The following is a 20,474-nucleotide window of genomic DNA, read 5'->3' on the forward strand; positions in this document are numbered from 1 at the left end:
CTGACATGAAAAGAAGCATGCCGCGCAGACGGCGCTACGATCAGGCACTGAGCATCGCGGAGCTTGCCGAGATCGCGCGCCGACGGCTTCCGAACTTCGTCTATGAATACATTCATGGCGGCGCCGACGACGAAGTCAGCCTGCGCAACAACCGGGCCGTCTTCAACCGCTACCGGTTCACGCCCAAGACGCTGACCGATGTCAGTCAGCGGGATCTCGGCCGAGACCTGCTGGGCCACCGGGTGAGCATGCCGGTCGTGATCGGGCCGACGGGGTTCAACGGCATGATCACCCAGGACGGAGACTCCAAATTGGCCCGCGCAGCGGCGGACCGGGGGATTCCGTTCACGCTGAGCAATGCCTCGACCGAGCCGCTGGAAGAGATCGCCAAGGTCCCCGGTGGATGGCCATGGATGCAGATCTACTTCTATCGCGACCATGACTATGTGAAGAACCTGGTCGACCGCTGCCGGGCGTCGGGCTACGACACCATCGTCGTGACCACGGACAGCGCCATCTACGGCAACCGGGAGTGGGACACGCGCAATTACGCGCGCCCCTTCGTGCTCAACTGGCGAAACAAGCTGCATGTGTTGAGCAGGCCCCGCTGGATGAAGGATGTGCTGTACCCGCATGGCGTGCCGACCTTCAAGAACCTGGGGGACCTCCTGCCGCCCGAGGATTCCTCCGTGCAGGGCGCGGCCGCCGAGATTGGCAAGCACTTGATGCCCTCCCTGAACTGGGAGGACATTCGCTGGCTGCGGGACAACTGGTCCGGCAACCTGCTGATCAAGGGCATCCTGTCGGTGGAAGAAGCCCGCATGGCGGTGGAATACGGCATCGACGGCATCGTGCTGTCCAACCACGGCGGACGCCAACTGGACAGCTCCGTCTCGCCGATGGAGATCCTCCCCGAGGTCAGGGCCGCCGTCGGCGATGCGCTCACTATCTTGCTGGACGGCGGCTTCAGGCGCGGCAGCGACATTCTCAAGGCGGTGCTGCTGGGGGCGGACGCGGTGCTGCTCGGCCGCACGACCCTCTACGGGCTCGGCGCGGGCGGCCAGGCGGGCGTCGAGCATGCACTTGGCTTACTGCACAAGGAGATGGACCGCACCCTGGGGCTTCTCGGATGCAGCAACCTGCAGGAACTCGACCGCTCGTTGATACGCGATGCCTGCGCGCCGCAAACGGTTAGCCCCGCCTAGGGCGGCAGGGTAGGATGGGCGGTAACAGAGCGTAATCTGCCGGGTCAGCCAGGAGCCAAAAGCATGATGAAAGGGGTGCAGGAGCGGTCGTCGAGTGATCGTGCCTATAGCGATATACGCGACAAGATCATCACCACCGTACTGAAACCCGGTGAAAGGATTCATGAAAAAGCGCTTTCGGAAGAGTTCGGCATCAGCCGCACGCCGATTCGCGAAGCCCTGATGCGACTGCGCTACGACGGCTTCGTCGATATCTTCGCTCAGCGCGGCACCTTCGTGACGCCCATCCGCCTCGATGTCATCAAGGCGGCTCACTACACGCGCTCGGTGCTGGAATGCGCCCTGATACGCGATGCCGCCATGCAATGCAGCGACCGCGATGCTCGAGATCTGTACGACAACCTCGAGCATCAGCGGCTCGTGTATCGGCAAGGGCAGTACTACAAGATCGAAACCCTCGACGAAGAGCTTCATCAGAAGATTGCCGACATCGCGGGGCAACCCTCAGTCTGGCAAATCATTTACCACGTTCAGCTGCATATCAACCGAGTGCGGATGCTGTTTCTCAACGAAGAGCGCGTGCCCGCCATCGTCGAGGAACACACGCGGATCATCGACGCCATCGCCAACCGCGATCCCGACGCTGCGGAAAGCGCCATGAAAGCGCATTTGCAGTACATGGACGAGAACATCCAGAAACTCGCCGAAAGCTACTCGGAATATCTGTCTTGAGAAGGATTTGCCCTGCGCTGATTTATTATCGATCAGCCTAGGTGGCGTGCTGTAAGCTTACATTGGTAAGCGTGTTGATATACTGATGGTTTTAAAGGAATTCCTGGGTAATGCTGGTCTATAACGCCACCAAGCAGCAGTTCATCGATGATGTGCGTGCGAATGTAATAAGCGATGCCATCGAGAACGAGGTGGCGCGCAGACTGAACCGAAACTCGCCGCGTGGTGAGGTGACGTCATGGGAGAATTCCCTTCGCTTCATGATGAGCGTTCTGCTCGATGAGGGAATTCCCGCGTCGGCCGGGGTGGCCATCGAGTACAACATTCCGCTGACCAATCGCCGCGTGGACTTCATCCTGACCGGCAAGAATCACCAGCGAGACGATGCCGCCGTCATCGTGGAACTGAAGCAGTGGCAGTCCGTCGAGGTGACCAAAAAGGATGCCATCGTGCGTACTCAGCTTGGTGGCGGTGTCCGCGAGACCAATCACCCGTCGTATCAGGCATGGTCCTATGGCGCGCTGATCGAGGACTACAACGAGACGGTACGCTCCGAATCGATCCGCCTGGTGCCCTGTGCCTACCTGCACAACATGAAGCAGGCCGATGCCATCAATGATCCCTTCTACGAGCACCACACAAGCCGTGCGCCGGTCTTCATCTCGCAGGATGCCCTGAAGCACTCGGAGTTTCTGAGCCAGCACATCAAGTACGGCGACAGTAACGACATCATGTATCGCATCGAGCACGGTGTGATCAAGCCGAGCAAGAACCTGGCGGATGCGCTGGCCTCGATGATGCAGGGCAATGCCGAGTTCCTGATGATCGACGAGCAGAAGCTGGTCTATGAAACCGCCATCGACCTTGCGCATCGTGCGGAAAAAGGCGACAAGCAGTGTCTGATCGTCAAGGGCGGGCCGGGCACCGGCAAGTCGGTAGTGGCCATCAACCTGCTGGTGGAGCTGACGAAGCGCGAGATGATGACGCAGTACGTCTCGCGCAACTCGGCTCCTCGGGAGGTCTTCAAGAAGAAGCTGACCGGCACGCGCAAGAAGACCCACATCGACAACCTGTTCAAGGGCTCGGGCAGCTACGTCAACGCCGAGCCGGATACCTTCCATGCGCTGATCGTTGACGAGGCGCACCGCCTGAACGAAAAGTCCGGCATGTATCAGAACCTGGGCGAGAGCCAGATCAAGGAGGTGATCGCCGCGTCACGCTTCTCGATCTTCTTCATCGATGAAGCCCAGCGCGTGACATTGAAGGATGTCGGGACGGTCGAGGAGATCCAGCGGCGTGCGGCAGAGTGCGGCGCCAATGTTCACGAGCTCGAGCTGGCCTCGCAGTTTCGCTGCAACGGCTCGGACGGTTACCTGGCATGGCTCGACCACGCTCTTCAGATTCGCACCACGGCCAATACCGATCTGGAGGACATCGACTACGACTTCCAGGTGTTCGATGACCCGAGTGCCATGCGCCGGGCGATTCTCGAGAAGAACCGCAAGGCCAACAAGGCACGCATGGTGGCGGGCTACTGCTGGCCCTGGGCGAGCAAGAAAGACAAGCACGCCATGGACATCACGTTCCCCGAACATGGCTTTGCTGCCCAGTGGAACCTCCATGACGACGGCATGCTGTGGGCCGTCGCCGAGGATTCCGTTGAACAGGTCGGCTGCATTCACACCTGCCAGGGGCTCGAATTCGACTATGTCGGCGTCATCATCGGCGACGACTTCGTGATTCGTGACGGTCGCGTGGTGACGGACGCGGGGAAGCGGACAGGGCAGGATCGTTCCGTGCATGGCTACAAGAAGATGCTCAAGGAGCAGCCCGAGCATGCCCGCGCCCTTGCGGACCAGATCGTCAAGAACACTTATCGCACGCTGATGACGCGGGGCCAAAAGGGCTGTTACGTCTATGCCACAGACCCCGAGACTCGCGAGTACTTCGCGGCCTTTGCTCGCTCTCAAGCAGCGACAGAGCGACTGGACGCATCTGAAGATGCCGAGATTCTGGATGGCTTGCACCTTCCCATCGTGACGCGTGACCAGGCAGCGCCGTTCGAGCGCCATGTGCCCGTGTACGACTTGAGCATTGCCGCCGGCGAGTTCAGCGAGATGCAAATCGCCGAAGCCGAGCACTGGGTCGAGCTGCCGGACTTCATGCGAGTGAGCCCCGATCTGTTCGTCAGCCGAGTAGTAGGGGAGTCGATGAACCGGCGCATCCCCAATGGCGCCTGGTGCCTGTTCCGTATGAACCCAGGCGGTACGCGGCAAGGCAAGGTCGTCGTGGTGCAGCATCGCGCCATTGAGGACCCGGACCACGGCGGCAGCTTCACCATCAAGCTATACCAGAGCGAGAAGATTGAGGAGTACGGCGAGTTCGTGAACCAGCGCATCGTGCTCAAGCCCCAGACCAACGCCTTCGGCTACAAGGACATCGTGCTCGAGGACGAGCTTGAGGACCTGAAGGTCATCGGCGAATTCCTCTCCGTGCTGTGAGCGAGTAGGCGGCCGGATGGTCGCCTATGCCGATGCCGGCTGGATAGCGAGCGGCAGAGCAGGCATGCTCACCGCTATCCGATACCGCAGAATCAGGTGAACCCCAGATGTCAGACCCGTTCAAGCAGCTCCGCGACGCCTTGGACCAGTTCGCCACCGAGCGCGACTGGGACCAGTTCCACTCGCCCAAGAACCTGGCCATGGCGCTGACGGTGGAGGCGGCGGAGCTGCAGGAGTGCTTTCAGTGGCTGACCGAGGCGCAGTCCAGGGAGCTGGACGAGCAGCAACTGGCCGCCGTGCGTGACGAAATTGCCGATGTTCAGCTCTATCTGATCCGGCTGGCGGGCAAGCTGGACGTGGATATCGAAGCGGCATGCCGGGCGAAGATGGAAAAGAATGTGGAGAAATATCCCGCCGACCAGGTGAAGGGAAGTGCGAAAAAGTACACGCACTATCAGGATTGACGTGATGTGTGGCCGCTTTGTCCTCTGCAGCGGCTTCTATGCCTAGCTTCGCCCCTCAAGCTTCCTCCCGCTGAATTCGGCCTCAAACAGGGCCGGAGACTCAGTCTTCAGTTTAAATTATTCACCAAAAGCGGCCATTAATGGCGATTTTGTGCTTGAAGATAAACCATCGTGGTTTATTCTTTACTCTGAAGACGGAACCTAAGGCCGCTTTTTAACGTGAAAATAAACCAGCTGCTGCACAAGATCCCGTATGGCGCCGTCGTGACGACCGCCTGGCTGGCGTCACACGGCGTCACCTCGGATCAGGCGCGTAAGCTGGCCGGCAGCGGCTGGCTGCAACGCGTGGGGCACGGCGCCTACTGCCAAGCGGGGGAGCCTCTTACCTGGGAGAGCGCTGTCTTCGCCCTGCAGACGAGCGACGACACAGGCCTACCACCGCTTTGGCCGGGTGGCCAGACGGCCCTGGCACTGCATGGCTTTGCCCACTATCTGCCCATGGGGGAGAGCACAACGCATCTGTATGGAAAGGAAGCCGTTCGGCTGCCCCGGTGGTTGAGTGACGTCGAGTGGGCAGGGCGGATGGTGCTCCACTCTGAAAAGGGCCTGCCAGTGCAGCTTCCCGGCAGCTTCACGGACTACGCGCCGGATGGCAGGGCCTTCAGCTTGCAGGTTTCGACCCCCGAGCGAGCGGTCCTGGAGTGGATCTCTGTGACGCCGAATGCGCTGCTGTTCAGCAGTGAGCTGGTGGACACCTTCGGCGGCCTTAATACGCTGCGTCCGCGTCGGCTGCAGGCATTGTTGGAGGGCTGCCGTTCGGTGAGAACCAAGCGGGCCTTTCTGGTGCTGGCTCGCCACGCCGGGCATGCCTGGTACGGTCGTCTGGAATCTCCTCGATTGGATCTCGGCAAAGGCAAGCGGCAGCTCTGCCAGGGCGGCAAGCTGGACAGGGAATATCACGTGACGGTGCCGGAGGCGATGTACCGTCCTAAGTAGACTTCTCCTTATATCCCTAAGGCGTTAGCCTGTTACACATAATTACTCCAATTGTAGAGGCATGGCGGACATTAGGGGAGCTCAGTACAGGCGAGACACCACCGAGGGTATAACGGCCCGTGGCTTCAAGGCTGGCACATTCGGTGACTACGCCCGTAAGGTAGAAGATTACTGGGCGCTAAAGCTGACCCATTACTGTCTCACCAAGCGTGAGGAGAAGCGCCTGCGCCTGGAGGAGGCCTAGGGCGACTATATAGCCTGACCCCAAGCGATGTCGGCTCAGGCAAGCCCCACAATCCCGAGAAGCAGCACTTGGCCGAGACTACCGGCCGGCTCAACGACCTGTACGACCCCGAGGTCAGCGACGATGACAAGCTGCACTTCGCCCACGGTATCGCCGATCCTATCGAACGCGACGAAGCGGTTGTGGCCTGGGTGCGCGATCAAAGCGTACATCAGGTGATATATGGCCTATTCTCCGGCTGGTCACCGACGCCGTGCTTAAGGCCCTTAGCGACTACGAGAATCTCTCGATATCGCTGCTGGAGAATAAGGAGACCGACAGGCAGCTTGTGGGTGTTGATACTGAAGCTGTTAGCGAGGCGGTTGGAATGGGCTGAGCAGCTAAGCCAATGTAAGTGGTTTTCCTGAATCGATGTCAATGAGGGGCTGTCTGCGGTTTCCCGCATTGTTTGACACCTTGGTCTATTTACACCTTCCCTGGTGGGCAAGCGGCCCCTATCAACCGACAGGGCCGATCCTAGAAGCCCAAGGGATTACATAGAATGGCGACATTGTGACGACGCCACCGAGCCAGTGGGATACGTTGTGAGCGGTACAAGGAAGGCCCCAGGAAACGGAGGGTCGGCCATGAACCAGGTAACAATATCGCATCTCGTCATCTCGACTAGTCCGCATAAAAATTGTTTATTTACAGATAGTTATTTGTTTTGTGGACTAGAAGTGGTGATGCATGATAGGATTAGTCCACTCTCAGGCTATGTGGCCTGATGAATCTGCCATATGAAGGTGGTCTTTCGAGATGGACATCTATTCAGAATATGTTCAATTGGCCAGACTCGCTGTCTCAGGGCGGCAGGAAGATGCTGAAATGGTTCTTCACCGGACCCTCAGAAAAGCAAGAAAGGATCGCCCTGACTTCGAAGAACAGCTTAAGAGTCTACTAAGTAAGATAAAAGGAGAGGGAGGAGCGTCAACTAGGCGAGCTCCCGCTTCATCTATTAATGCTGAAAGTTACAATAGCTTAAAATATGTTTTTAGTCCTGAAAATTTTAATGGCTTTCAGCCCATTTGGGATAACAAAATAGAAGCAGAGCTTCAAGAGGTAATCCTGGAGAAGGAGAAGGCAGAAGATCTAAGAAGGCTAGGGGTTGGGCCTACTCGAACTATGCTTTTTACAGGCCCTCCCGGCGTGGGGAAAACATTAGCAGCAAATTGGCTTGCCGAAAGGGTTGGTAAGTCTATTATTGTCTTAGACTTGGCTGCTGTGATGAGTAGCTATTTAGGTCAGACAGGAAATAATTTAAAAAAAGTAATTGAAGAAGCTGGGAATTCTGGCTCAGTGCTTTTTCTTGACGAGTTTGATGCAATTGCAAAACGAAGAGGCGATGATGGTGATATTGGGGAGCTTAAAAGGCTTGTGAATGTTTTGCTTCAGTCTTTAGACTCATGGTCAAAGGATGGGCTTTTAATTGCAGCTACGAATCATCCTGAAATGCTTGATAGAGCAGTCTGGAGAAGATTTGATCGTGTGGTAGAGTTTGATAACCCAGATATTGAGCACATTTTTAAGTTAATAAAAGGAAGAGTTGTTTATTCTGGTGTTGAGGTTAATGATAGTTTGATAAAGACTGCTTCTAAGACTCTAGAAGGATGCTCCTACTCTGATGTGGATAATTGGGTTTCATCAGTATTTAGGGCCAGTGTTGTCAATGGAGTAGAAGTTGAGGAGAAGTTTTTAGAAAGAGTGTCAGTTAAAATAGGAAAGCTTTCAGCAGAAGAAAGGTTGCAGCTGGCATGTGATCTGACGAAATCCGGAATGTCGCAGCGAAAAGCCTCTACAATATCTGGAGTGTCAAGAGATACAATTAGAAAGCACCTTTAAGTCACAAGAACGCAGGGAAGGATAAACGCTATGGCTGAAAAGAATTTTTTACTGGGTAAGGGGGAGCGTCTTGCCGACCCAATTGTTAAGAAGACAGCTGGAGGTGAAAAAAAACTTCCTTATAGTTATGATTATAGCTCAAAATTTATAAAGGACAAAGCGAGTGAGGTGGAAAAATACCTCAAATCTCTGCAAGAGGGAGCATGCCCTGATGGAAGGTTCGTTGCGAGCATAACTATTCACCCAAGATTTATATCTAAAAGTGATTATCCGCTAGAGTTTCTCCGGATAGCAGGGTTTGAAACAATTGGAGGAAGGTCTCAGTGGGTAGAACCAAAGAAATGGGGGGTTGAATGCCCTCCGGCCGATGGCGCTGTTACTGATACTCTCTATGTGTCAACGAGCAGAAGTAAGCTTCTTGAGCTTGTAGAGAAAGTGCCAGGGTGGAATCCTGAAAATGCACTGTCTAGGCAGCTCAGAACAATTGAAGATTTTTCGGTCCCATCTCCAGAGTCAAAAATAAAGTCTTTATTAGATGAGGGTGGTGATACGAGAGAAGTTTATGAGCTTGTCTTGCATGGTAGCGCTGATGATTTCATATTAAAAAATTTTTTTGATTACTGTAAAGCACTAGGTGTTGAACCGATTAGAGAAAAGCTAAGGGCAGCAAATGGTATAACTTTTATCCCTGTCAGAAGCGGTGCTGATGCCATTGTTTCCTTGTCAGCCTTTACATTTGTCCGTGTGGTAAGAAAAATGCCTGGCCTGCGTACGTTTCGTCCGGCCATATATCGCAGTGATGTAGTAAAAAATCTGAATTTTCCTAACGTGGAGGCTGTTGATAAGAATTTAAAAGTTGCGATATTTGATGGAGGGATTCCGAAGTCTTCTCCCTTGCTCCCATGGGTTAACTACATTGAACCCTATGGCATTGGACCAGAGCATCCAGATGCGGTTGACCATGGAGAGGCGGTTACGTCTGCTGTTCTTTTTGGCCACCTTACTCCGGCAGTTAAAGTGGAGAGGCCATTTTGTCAGGTAGATCATATACGGGTTATAGATAAAAATACTGGTGCAGACGCTGATTTTGAATTCTATGACTGTTTAGACCGTATTCTCGAACATTTAGATGGTTCTGAGAATGCTTATGATTTTGTCAATTTTAGCCTCGGCCCAGATTTGGCTGTGGAAGATGACGAAGTCAATAGGTGGACCTCCGAGTTAGATCAGCGATTTTCTAGTAATAAGTCACTTGCAGTAGTAGCTGTCGGGAATACTGGTGAGCGTGATCATTTCCTAGGATTGAATCGAATTCAGCCCCCTTCTGATGGAGTTAATGTTCTGTCAGTTGGAGCATGTGATAGCTATTTGGATGATTGGGCAAAAGCACCATATAGCTCAATCGGTCCGGGACGTACTCCTGGGGTAGCAAAACCAGACGGCCTAGCATTTGGTGGGTGCTTTGAACATCCGTTCGGCGTGTATTCGAGTTCTCAGGATGGTTTAGTCGGGACTAAAGGTACTAGCTTCGCTACGCCATTTGCACTTAAAAGCTGTATCGGTTGTAAAGCTCTTATAGGTAGCGATATCTCACCGTTAGCGGTGAGGGCTCTCATGGTGCATCGTGCGGAATCTGGGAGTCATCAACGTGAGCATGTTGGCTGGGGAAGGTTTATAACGGAAACAGATAATCTTTTGACCTGTAATGATGATGAGATAACTGTGATTTATCAAGGAGAACTTCCTGTGGGGAAGTATCTGAGAGCTCCCATTCCTCTTCCAGATGAAAAGTTGGAAGGGAACGTCGATATCACAGCGACACTGGTGATCACCCCTGAAGTCGATCCGGCTTTTGTTCATGCCTATACTAGGGGAGGGCTTGAAGCTGTGTTTAGGCCTAACGAAACAAAGCCTTCACAAAGCGGGGATCCAAAATATCCAGCCACTGATTCTTTCTTTTCTGAGAATAGTTTGAGTAAAGACTCTGAGTTCAAGCTGAGAAGTGATGGTCACAAATGGGAGCCTTGTTGGAAAGCTTCTAAAAAGAAAAGAGGCAGCTCTCTGGTTAAGCCTAGTTTTGATATCTATTATCATAACAGGGATGAGGGAAAAAAAGACGATGAAGCTAAGCCCATACCCTATGCTTTCATCGTTAGCGTGAAGGCACCAAAGGTGAAAAACTTATATGAACAAGTCTTGAACGCATACTCTGATATTTTGGTGCCTTTAGAGACCCGTGTTGATGTGCCTGTCCGGACATGATCTGATGCTGTGGCGAACCCTCAGGCACTTTTCGTGCCTGAGGGGGGAAGAGTCAGCTTAGGTTGTGTGATTTTGTCTACTTAACATGAGTAAAGTCAGGAGGCTAACTCCGGTGATTTGGGCAGCTTTCGTGATGGATACTCGAGCTGGAATGACTTCTGCTCTGATGCGTTCATCCAGGATGAGGAACAGCCTTCGGCTCTTGCATGATTTTCTTCAAGTATGCCCGAAGTAAAGAGAACGCTCACATGCCTTTCTAAAGCGTGTATAACCACACAATAACAGCACGAATGTCCAAGCAGCGAGATGGGTATGTACCACCATCGTGCAGTACAAGAGCAGTACACACACCAGCTTCGTGTGCTATCGTCAAATTTAGCAAAGCTACTGATCCAAATAACTATACTTTTCGCCTGATTACTATTCACAATTATGCTCCTTGTTCTACGCAGTTCTTGATGGGTGCACTTCAGTGTGCCCACCTTTGGCAACGCCGAGGCTATAACTCGCCTGGACAATATACGCTGGGCCGTGAAACCTTATCTAACATTATAGATCTAGTCTCATTTATGGGCAGGTACTTACAGCGAATAAGCTTGTTGCTAACGGATACTGCACGTGCCTTTCTCTGCACCATAAGGGAAGGTATAGTTATCTGGTTAGCCGAATTTTCTGATACGAAGGTAAAGCCCGTAGCTCATTTACCCTAGGCGCTATGGAATAATTTTACTACTAGAGCGGAGGCCCAGAGCTTCGGCCGCTCATAGAGCGGCCTCACAGTTTAGCTATATAGAGACGTGTAACCTGCTTTATATTTCTATAAATAATTATACGTTCATGGTATTAAACCTTCTTTTTATGGCCTCGCATAAAGACACGGCACTTTGCTTGTAGATTGGCATGCTTAGTGAGGGTTCACTTACTTCCAGCTCCAGAATCATAGGGGCACCGTTCTCATCATGGATAATGTCGACACGGCCATAAAGTAATGGCTCAGACAAGTTAAATTTATTGCTTACATATTGTAAGGCTTGAGACGCTAAGTTGATTTCGTCGGGTGATGCATTTCTAGACGACCTATACTGAAAATCAGGGGGGTTTACAGTGCCATCTTCAAGTAACAAAGCACCTTTCCGTATAGAATGGCTATAAATACCATCTATGAAGATAAGGTTCGTCTCTCCATATGAATCTACGCTATTCATGTATGGCTGCATCAACACGGGGCTATTTTTTCGATGAAGATAGTCAAGATGCATGAAAGCAGATCGGAGATCACCCCAGTTAAATCGCTTAACATCTCTAGAGTAAGCACCAACTAGAGGCTTCATTACAAAATCAGATGAAGAGCTGAATAGTTTAAAAAAAGCACTGAAATTATCATCTGTGCCAATGTCTGGATTAGTGATATATGTGGGTACGGTAGGTACACCGGCATCCTGCAGAGCAATGAGATAGTCTTTACTAAGGTTCCACTTGACCACATCCAAAGGATTGATGAGCTTAGTTGCACTAGTGACTCGTTCACCCCAGCGTAAAAATTCTTCAAGTTTGTTAGTATAATTCCAAGGAGACCTCAAAATGACAAGGTCAAAATTCGACCAAACGATATTTGTATCGTCCCATTCCACCACGGCAGCATCAAGCTCTATAGTATTTGCAGCATCGGTAATTAACGGCATGTCGAAATCAACATCAATGCTTTGATGGTCGGTAACAAAAGCACATTTAGGCATGGTTCTCCCCTTACCAAGGTAATTTTTTGCCATTATAAAGAAAAGTACCGTTTGTAGTCCTGTCACTTTCCAAACAGGCAGCTACGATATTTTCTGAAGCCGCCTCAGGGTCTTGATCGCCGTGGCCATCATTTAGGTCGGTCCGTGTGTATCCTGGGTGAATTGAACATACTATGACATCAGTATTACGAAGTTCATATGCTAAATGTACGCACCATGAATTAAGCGCGGCTTTGGAAGCACTATAAGCAGGCAAAGACTTAAAGTCATCGCTATAAGTGTACGAGTCTTTATGGGTATGTGTGGTAGTTGAACCAAGAAGGCTCGAAACGTTTATGATACGGCCAGAAGGAGATGATTTAACTGGTTCTAGCAAAGCGTTGGTGATACTGATTGTGCCAAACAAGTTGGTATTGAAAGTTTTTAACCACTCAGATAAAGGCTGCTCTGATGGGGCCTTACCATACTGCTCCACTCTAATAGCTGCATTGTTAACAAGGATATCTAGGTGCCCATATTTATTCCTTACGTAATTCCTTGCGCAGTGAATAGACTCATTGTCAGTGATGTCAAGAAGCAGGCCTTCTATCACGTGCCCATCATATTTAAGGCTGTTTACGGCTTTCCTTAGCTTGGAACTATCCCTGCCTGACATAATTACATGCACGCCTAAGGAACAAAGTTTTTTGCAGACTGCATAACCAATACCTTTAGTGCCCCCTGTTATAAGCGCTATTTTTGAAGTCATATTAGTCATCCCACCATTGCATATTTAGGGCTGGCTTTTGATTTGTAACTATCAGTAGTTGTGCTAAGGAAGTCCCTGATTGCTGATCCAAATTTATTTATATCTACCAAGAACGCATCATGCCCGTAGTTTGAATCGACTTCGATAAAAGTGGTTGTGCAGCCTCCAGCCTTAAGCCCGCTTGCTAGTTGCTCCTGTTGTTGGATAGGGAACAGCTCATCTGAATTTACTCCCATAATCAAAGCTCTTTTAGTAGGGAGTTCTTTTAACGCGCTTTTAACTGACTTCCTGCTACCGCCAAAAACATATTTATTAATTGCGTTGCTCAAAACCAAGTAGGAGTTGGCATCAAAGAAGTCCACAAATCTTCTTGCATTATGTTCAAGATAGCTGTCAACGGACTCCGGAACGTTGCTAGCTAACTGCTTATTATTATTTTTATAAATATTGGAAGAGAATCTTTGGTTTACCTCGTCCTTCGACCTATAAGATAATAATCCAATTTTTCGTGCTAGCATCATACCGTTGTACGGATAATGGTCTTCGTCATAAAAGCCATTGTTCCAAAGCGGATCCTGTTCGATAGAGGCTTTCTGGATATTCCTTAAGGCAATTGAATAAGGTAGTGAGCAAGTCGCACCTGATATGTTAATCATGTACTTGCTAAAGTTCGGGTGTCGCTCTGAAATCGATAGCGCGACCATGCCACCCATTGATACGCCAAGTATGCAGGAAACATGCTCTATGCCAAGAACGTGTAATGCCTCTACTGTGGAATCAGCAATGTCTTAAATCGAGATGAACGGGAAATTACCTTGGTAAGTTTTATTACTCTCTGCATCGTAGGATGTAGGTCCAGTGGATCCCTTGCAACTCCCGAGGTTGTTAACACATATAACACACCAAAGGTTTGTGTCTATGTATTTGCCGGGTCCAACCATATCTTCCCACCAACCACATGATTCGTCTTCGGGAGTTGATGTGACGTGCGCACTAGTGGACATTCCTGTAAGAATTAAAATAATATTTTTAGCTTGTTGGCCAGGAGAGCCAATGATTTCATAGGCTATTCTGGGTTCTTTTAAGATTGAACCGCAGGTAGTGGTGAATGAGGCTGGTAGCTTTGCGAACTGCGTGCCTGGGGGGATATATTCAAGCATCATTTTCTCCTTGAAAACTAGTCACTTTATTCCAAAGATTTAAGCCAATCCTCATCAGACTCTATACTGATATTATCCATCAAATTCGTGGAAAGGTATCGCTCCCCTGTGTCAGGAAGCATTGCTAATATAACAGAATCTTTTGGGGCTTTTTGAGCCACCTTTATTGCTGTAGCAACAGTAGCCCCAGAAGATATACCACACAGAATTCCCTCTTCTGCAGCAAGCCTTCGCGACATATCAATACCATCATCTTCATTTATCGTTAGTAATTTATCTATGACGCTCTTTTCCAAAACGCTAGGAACAAAATCAGGTGACCAGCCTTGAATTTTATGTAAATTCCATTGGCTTCCTGAAAGTACAGCAGCATTTTCTGGTTCAGTGGCAATTACTTTAACTTCTGGTCGGGCCAGCTTAAGCATCTGACCGACTCCAGTCAGTGTGCCTGTGGTTCCAAAACCCGTGACAAAGTAGTCAAGACGCTTTCCTGCAAAATCACTTAGTATTTCTGCCCCTGTAGTCTCGCGGTGATAAGCGGGGTTGGCTGGGTTATCAAATTGCCTAGCCCTAAACCAACCATATTTTTTAGCCAACTCATCTGCAATTTTATTTCCACCGCTACTCCCTAAATGGCCAGGGAATAAAAGCACTTTCCCTCCATAAGCTTTAATAAGCTTTCTTCTCTCAATTGAGTATGAGTCAGACATGACGGCAACAAAGTTATAGCCTCTAGCGGCAGCAACCATTGCTAGCGCAATACCCACATTGCCGGATGTACATTCAGCGATTGTATCTCCAGGTTTAATATGCCCTTTTTTTTCAGCATCAAGTATTACAGATAAAGCAAGCCTGTCTTTAACGGAGCCTCCAGGATTGAAGGATTCCACCTTGACAAAAATCTTTACGTGCTCAGGTGCAACTTTATTTAAGCGCACAATAGGAGTTTTTCCTACTGTTTCTAGAATGTTGTTGTAGATTGCCATTGTCAGTTACCATGCTGTTTGAAGAAAGGGGCCAAAGTTTTAACAATATAGTTAAGTTCAGCGGTGTGATTGCACCCTGTTTCAGCACAAAACTCGGTCACTTCTAGCCCTAGGATTCTGCCTGATAGTGAAGAAAGTAAGCACTCGATTTGTGAGGGCACTAACCCGCCGGTAACAGAATAGTCAGCTGGAATGTATCCAGGTTCAAGTACATCCCAGTCAATATGAATCCAAACGTCAGATTCCCCGACTGCTTCTAGCACACTTTCAACGCTGAAAGAGGTGGGGTTTAAAACTGTGACTTTATTTTCATGTAGTAGTCGTTCCTCTTCAGGGTCTAAGTCGCGAACACCTGCCACAATTACACTCTCTGGGTTAACGCCTTTTTTTCTACCACTTTCCCAGAGCCCGCAAACGCCTGCCAAAACCATTCCACCTAAGTACCCTGAGTCTGTGGTTTCCGGAGTATTGAAGTCACCGTGAGCATCTATCCAGATGACTTTTGCGGTAGGGTGATATTTCACTGCCAGAGGTAGGCTCGCAAAGCTAGATGAGCAAGTATTTCCTATAAGGCAGGGGTGGTGTCCTTTAAGAAGAGAGCTCTCAATAGCAAGTTCGATTTCATTAAGTACTTCAGAACCTGCAGATAGGCTTTGCTTCCAGTTATCATTTAAAGCTGCGCTAGGTCTTCCACATGTTATTGGAGTGATAGAGTATTCATCTGCGAGAGCTTGGGCCGTTAGCTTCGCCCCTTTAATAGTTCCGTCTTTACGATCTGCCAGCCTACCTTGGGATAGAATCAAATCAAACATTTTCATCACTCCATTAATCAATTTTATAAGGGCATTTGGATGTTCGCGTCTTATTTTCTTCAATTATTCCATACTGCTGCCATTCCATTGTGTCAGAGCCAAAATAACCTAACTGCTTACAAGGTTTACAGTTGTCGTAAATCTCAATCCTTCCCCTGATTTCGTCTCTTACCCTATGGCCTTTTGCGTTGTCTCCTGCAACTACATCAAACCTTTCCCTTGGATTTACGACCATAATAAAGTGATCGCCAAGGTTTCGGCTTCTTCTAACTTTATGAGCAGGGCAGCTCATGTTGATGAACAATTGCATGCCATTAAAGCACATTGACCAATTCGGTGAACTTGGGTCTTTGTCCACGCCATGAGGCCAAGGCGACGGATCTAAAGCATGTATGCTTCTTAGAACGTTCCAGCCAAATGAGTGGTAGTCCTCAAGTCTTTCTGACTTAATTGCTTGTGTGGAAAACACAATTAGTAATGGTTTGGCCGTGCTAATTCTATGATCCCATTCCTTGTTAGCTTCTATGAATTCTGTTAAGCAGACCTTTAATTCCTCCATTTGATCGTGAGATATGCTTTCCATAAATACGAACTGTAGTAAGCCCTTTTTATAGGCGTTTTTAGAAAATATACATGGGAAGTTTGACTTTGGTCCCAGCTTTTTAGCTATTTGCCTATAAGCTTGTTTCTTCCATGTGTTTGGCATATTTTCTATATCAGATTGCTCAATCAACCTATTGGATACACGCTGCATACATCACCTCATAACTTCTTGGTATCAAGAAACACCTGGCGATATTGACTTTTTTATAACGCGAAGCTGGGGGGCTGCTAGCAAAAATGCTATTGCTACAATCTGAGCTATTAAAAATATTAAAGAAGATGTAAAAAGACCATAAGCATCAGCTATAACCCCACCACCTATTACTGGTAGTGAAAATCCAATGTAGGCATATACAAACAAGCCTGCCGTTGCCCGCGATGTCTCCGAAGAACCCATGCTTGTAAACTTGAACAGCGAAGATAAATATGTAAATCCATAACTTGATGCGCTGGTAAGAGATGTTCCCATAAGTATTAGCGGTAATGAATTTTTTGAAATACCTAGCAGCATGGCTAGGTACCCCAAGGGAGTAAACAGTAATCCCAGTTTTAATGCCTTCGTGCTTTGCACTCTTCTTGCTAGAGGTTGACATAAAAAGCCTACGAAAATTGCTAGGAAGATAACTAGTCCTGTGTACTGGCTGAGACCAATGTTTTTAAGGTTTAAAGGTATAATGGCAATTGTCATGCCTGTGGTTGCCCACGCTATCAGCATGGAAGCTCCGTATAGCCATGTGTCTTTCGGAAACAGTGGTAGCCTTAGGAGTTTGGCTTTTTTCTTTTTATAAGACTTAAATAGCCAAGGGGTTGTTGCCAATAAAAATACAGCCATGACAAAGAAAATAACGAAACTTTTTGGCAAGAATGTCATGCCTTCTATCTCTAAACTTATACCAGTTGCTAGAGCACCGGCGCCAAACCCTAATGAAGTCGATGAAGTAACTAGTAAGGCTGCTTTAGATTTGCTTCCCTCTAGAGCTAGCTCTCCCATGTAGGCAGATCCTGATGTTGTTGCTAGTGCAGTTCCAACACCAAGGAAAAAACGGGCTATTAATAAACTGGACCATCCCGGGGTTATCACCAGCAAGAGAGTTGCAAGTAAACACAATGTCAATGCAACTAATAGAGGCTTTATACGTCCCACAACGTCAGAAATGCCGCCCAAAAATATTAAGGTAGGCATCAGGCCCACAACGTAGGCAGCAAATCCTATAGTGACAGCAGTAGCACCTAAGCCACTTTTTGCTGCGTACTCACCATATAGTGGCGCCTGGAGATTTACTGAAAAAGTAACAGTAAATAAGACAAAGAAAAGTATTGCTGTTGATGCTTTACGGTTCATGGCTGCCTCTTTTTTTAACCTTAAGGGATTGTTAGCACGTGGCACAAAGCAGTACAATATTTTTATTGTACTAATTACAGAGGTTTCCATGGGAAAAGCTCAGCAATATATTGATTTGGCTAGAAAAATTGAAAGCATGATTTCGGATGGTTCATTGCCACCTGGTAGCCGCCTACCCACGCATCGGGATGTTGCGGAAAAGCATGGTGTGGCTCTTGCCACTGCTACCCGGGCGTATAAATTGCTTATAAGCAAAGGTTTGATCATAGGTGAACGTGGTCGTGGCATGTTCGTACGCCACCAAGGGCACCCCCTACCACGAGGCTTCGAGCAGGTTTCACCCGATGGTTTTATTGATCTGACATTGAATATGCCCGGTAATACTTCTGATTCTGACCTCCTGAGGAGTGTGCTTCGCAAGATAAGTGCCAAAGGAGATTTGGAATCAATGCTGCGGTATCAGCCTCATGTAGGAAGAGCTGAAGAGAGACTGGTTATTGCTAATTACGCTCGAAGGTTAGCAGGTGATTTTGATCCTGAGAGATTGTTAATAACTTCCGGCGGCCAGCATGGTCTTTTTGTCTCTCTGCTATCAGTGTTTAACCGGGGTGACACCATCGCGGTTGACCCCTTGACTTATCCGGGGTTTATTACAGCCAGCTCTTTACTTAGCAACCCCCTTTTTTCATTTAGTAAGGAAGGGTCAGCAATAGATCTTGATCACTTCGAAGATGCTATTGTTCGAAAAAGAATAAAAGGTATGTATTTGATCCCCACTGTACATAACCCTTTGGGTTATGTGATGTCTAAAGAAGAGCGGGATGCCGTTGTTTACCTTTCCAGGAAATATGGGTTGACTATTATTGAGGATATGGCGTATGCATTTTTAGAGCCTGACGCTCCACCAAGCTTTTCAGAGATTGCTCCTGAAGTAACTGTTCAGGTAGGAAGTTTTTCGAAAAATATAGCCACAGGGCTTAGGGTAGGATATTTAATTTCTCCAGAAAAGCATGTAAGTAAGCTAGCCTCTTCCATCAAAGCTTCCACTTGGAATACGCCATCGTTGATGGCTGCTATTGTTACCAACTGGATTGAGGATGGAACCATCAATAGTATTGAGAAGGCTCGAAAGGATGATGGAGCTTCCAAGCAGTTAGCATGTAAGGAGGTTCTAGGAGAGTTTGATATACAGGCACACTCTAATGCAAACTACTTGTGGTTGAGACTTCATAATAAAGTACGTGCTGAAAAAATTATGTCCAAGCTCCTGGAGAGAGATGTGGTGGTTTCAACTGCTGAACCTTTTTGTACTACTGATGCCGTCCCTCAAGCACTTAGGATTGCTTTTGGTGGTATTCCAGATGGCGTGTTTGATGAAGCTATTAATGCGATACGTGATACTTTGAAGTGTTATTCGTAGCGCTGTAGATTCTAAGCTAATTGCTGAGGGCTTTGGGAGAATTGTTTTCCCCTGTTAGCTTGGGCGTCTACTTATGGGGTGTAGCAGGTGTAAGCTTTGCTGCCAAGCAGCCTTTTGGTACACGCTCCGACAATTTCTTCTTCATGAGTGCTTTCACCATGAAGCAAGACATTATGAATGGATATGTCGATAAGCAAGGACGTAAGCATGACGCATGCCCGGCTGCGTACAGATCGAAAACTTGACCCTGATCAAGCCCTGTTTTTCCGCGCTTTCTATACTCAGGCAAAGGCTTGCCGAGTCGCGGTGGGCGTTACCCGGGGAAGGGGATATGAAAGCGCTTGTCTATGAGGGAGTGGGGCAGAAGGCCTGGAAAGAGAAGGATCGGCCCGCAATCGAGCAAACCACGGATGCCATCGTGCGGGTGACGTATACCACCATTTGCGGCACCGACCTGCACATCCTCAAGGGCGATGTGCCGGCGGTGACGCCGGGGCGCACCCTGGGCCATGAAGGCATCGGGGTGATCAAGGAAGTTGGCGGGGCCGTCAGCGGCCTCGCGGTCGGCGATCAGGTGCTGATCTCGTGCATCACGTCGTGCGGGCACTGCGATTACTGCAAGCAGGGCATGTATGCGCATTGCCGCGATGGCGGGTGGATTCTCGGTCACAAGATCGATGGCACCCAGGCCGAGGTGGTGCGCATTCCGCATGCCGCCAACAGCCTGTACCGGTTGCCGCCGGGGCTGGAGCCCGCCGCGGCGCTGATGCTGAGTGACATCCTGCCCACCGGCCACGAGATCGGCGCGTTGAACGGAGAGGTCTCGCTGGGGGATACCGTGGCCATCGTCGGCTCGGGCCCCATCGGGCTGGCCGCCTTGTTGACCGCGCGCTTCTATTCGCCGGGGCGCATCATCATGGTCGACCCGGACGAGAATCGCCTGGCCGTGGCGCGGCAACTGGGCGCGACCGACACCGTCAGTACCGATCCGGTGGAGACGGTCATGTCGCTTACCGACGGCGAGGGCGTCGACGTGGCCATGGAGGCCGTGGGTATCCCCGAGACGTTCGATACCTGCCAGCGCATCCTGCGTCCGGGCGGGCGGCTCGCCAACATCGGCGTGCATGGCCGCAGCGTCGAACTGCGCCTCGAGGAGCTGTGGATCAAGAACGTCACGGTCCGCACCGGGCTGGTGAATACCAATACCATTCCCGTGCTCATGCGGTTTCTCGAGACCGGCGGCATCGATGCCGAAAGCCTGATCACCCACCGCTTCGCGCTGGACGAGATCGAAAAGGCGTACGAGGTGTTCTCGCGTGCCGCGTCGGAAAAGGCCATCAAGATGCTGCTGACCGCCTGATGGTTGCCGCTCGCTGAACGGA

The 20,474-nt window shown here is 49.7% G+C and carries 17 protein-coding genes; 9 read left to right on the forward strand and 8 right to left on the reverse strand.

Annotated elements, in window-relative coordinates:
* Positions 1-17 precede the first annotated feature (17 nt).
* From CSAL_RS05505 to CSAL_RS05525, 5 genes are all read left to right on the forward strand, one after another.
* Entirely contained in the window at positions 18-1,205 is a 1,188-nt protein-coding gene (locus CSAL_RS05505) for an alpha-hydroxy acid oxidase (RefSeq protein WP_244846503.1), read from the forward strand.
* 63 nt (positions 1,206-1,268) lie between these two features.
* Positions 1,269-1,937 (forward strand): GntR family transcriptional regulator, encoded by a 669-nt coding sequence (locus tag CSAL_RS05510; RefSeq protein WP_011506379.1) that lies wholly within the window; start codon positions 1,269-1,271, stop codon positions 1,935-1,937.
* 110 nt (positions 1,938-2,047) lie between these two features.
* The gene (locus tag CSAL_RS05515; RefSeq protein WP_011506380.1) at positions 2,048-4,438 is read left to right on the forward strand and encodes a DNA/RNA helicase domain-containing protein; all 2,391 of its coding nucleotides are present in this window, start codon (positions 2,048-2,050) and stop codon (positions 4,436-4,438) included.
* 107 nt (positions 4,439-4,545) lie between these two features.
* Complete coding sequence (locus tag CSAL_RS05520; RefSeq protein WP_011506381.1) at positions 4,546-4,902, forward strand: nucleotide pyrophosphohydrolase; 357 nt, start codon at positions 4,546-4,548, stop codon at positions 4,900-4,902.
* A gap of 219 nt (positions 4,903-5,121) precedes the next feature.
* Positions 5,122-5,898, forward strand: a complete 777-nt coding sequence (locus tag CSAL_RS05525; RefSeq protein ID WP_011506382.1) for a type IV toxin-antitoxin system AbiEi family antitoxin domain-containing protein — start codon at positions 5,122-5,124, stop codon at positions 5,896-5,898.
* 279 nt (positions 5,899-6,177) lie between these two features.
* On the opposite strand, the gene CSAL_RS17560 is transcribed toward CSAL_RS05525, so the two are convergent.
* Complete coding sequence (locus CSAL_RS17560; protein ID WP_187290072.1) at positions 6,178-6,354, reverse strand: hypothetical protein; 177 nt, start codon at positions 6,352-6,354, stop codon at positions 6,178-6,180.
* Positions 6,355-6,940: 586 nt separating this feature from the next.
* Between CSAL_RS17560 and CSAL_RS05540 the strand changes: the two genes are divergently transcribed.
* On the forward strand, positions 6,941-8,023 hold the full coding sequence (locus CSAL_RS05540; protein ID WP_011506384.1) for an AAA family ATPase: 1,083 nt from the start codon (positions 6,941-6,943) through the stop codon (positions 8,021-8,023).
* 30 nt (positions 8,024-8,053) lie between these two features.
* The gene (locus CSAL_RS17145) at positions 8,054-10,285 is read left to right on the forward strand and encodes a S8 family peptidase (RefSeq protein WP_011506385.1); all 2,232 of its coding nucleotides are present in this window, start codon (positions 8,054-8,056) and stop codon (positions 10,283-10,285) included.
* Between the two features lie 827 nt (positions 10,286-11,112).
* On the opposite strand, the gene CSAL_RS17390 is transcribed toward CSAL_RS17145, so the two are convergent.
* The 7 genes from CSAL_RS17390 to CSAL_RS05550 all read right to left on the reverse strand — a co-directional run bounded on the left by CSAL_RS17390 (position 11,113) and on the right by CSAL_RS05550 (position 17,672).
* Positions 11,113-12,021, reverse strand: coding sequence for an ATP-grasp domain-containing protein (locus CSAL_RS17390; protein ID WP_011506386.1), 909 nt, complete (start codon positions 12,019-12,021; stop codon positions 11,113-11,115).
* 10 nt (positions 12,022-12,031) lie between these two features.
* Positions 12,032-12,769 (reverse strand): SDR family oxidoreductase, encoded by a 738-nt coding sequence (locus CSAL_RS16860; protein WP_222832151.1) that lies wholly within the window; start codon positions 12,767-12,769, stop codon positions 12,032-12,034.
* Between the two features lie 5 nt (positions 12,770-12,774).
* Positions 12,775-13,554 (reverse strand): alpha/beta fold hydrolase, encoded by a 780-nt coding sequence (locus CSAL_RS17150; RefSeq protein ID WP_083831078.1) that lies wholly within the window; start codon positions 13,552-13,554, stop codon positions 12,775-12,777.
* 401 nt (positions 13,555-13,955) lie between these two features.
* Positions 13,956-14,915 (reverse strand): cysteine synthase A, encoded by a 960-nt coding sequence (cysK, locus tag CSAL_RS16865; protein ID WP_011506388.1) that lies wholly within the window; start codon positions 14,913-14,915, stop codon positions 13,956-13,958.
* A gap of 2 nt (positions 14,916-14,917) precedes the next feature.
* Positions 14,918-15,727: an arginase family protein gene (locus tag CSAL_RS16870; protein ID WP_187290073.1), complete on the reverse strand. Its 810-nt coding sequence runs from the start codon at positions 15,725-15,727 to the stop codon at positions 14,918-14,920.
* 13 nt (positions 15,728-15,740) lie between these two features.
* Entirely contained in the window at positions 15,741-16,481 is a 741-nt protein-coding gene (locus tag CSAL_RS16875) for a YqcI/YcgG family protein (RefSeq protein ID WP_011506390.1), read from the reverse strand.
* A gap of 24 nt (positions 16,482-16,505) precedes the next feature.
* Entirely contained in the window at positions 16,506-17,672 is a 1,167-nt protein-coding gene (locus CSAL_RS05550) for an MFS transporter (RefSeq protein WP_043558017.1), read from the reverse strand.
* Here CSAL_RS05550 and CSAL_RS05555 point away from each other — a divergent pair.
* Positions 17,671-19,092, forward strand: a complete 1,422-nt coding sequence (locus tag CSAL_RS05555; protein WP_222832152.1) for an aminotransferase-like domain-containing protein — start codon at positions 17,671-17,673, stop codon at positions 19,090-19,092. The two genes, CSAL_RS05550 and CSAL_RS05555, sit on opposite strands and share 2 nt — an antisense overlap.
* A gap of 331 nt (positions 19,093-19,423) precedes the next feature.
* Entirely contained in the window at positions 19,424-20,452 is a 1,029-nt protein-coding gene (locus CSAL_RS05560; RefSeq protein ID WP_011506393.1) for a zinc-dependent alcohol dehydrogenase family protein, read from the forward strand.
* The last annotated feature ends 22 nt before the right edge of the window (positions 20,453-20,474 follow it).

Source organism: Chromohalobacter israelensis DSM 3043, assembly GCF_000055785.1.
Taxonomy (GTDB): Bacteria; Pseudomonadota; Gammaproteobacteria; order Pseudomonadales; family Halomonadaceae; genus Chromohalobacter; species Chromohalobacter israelensis.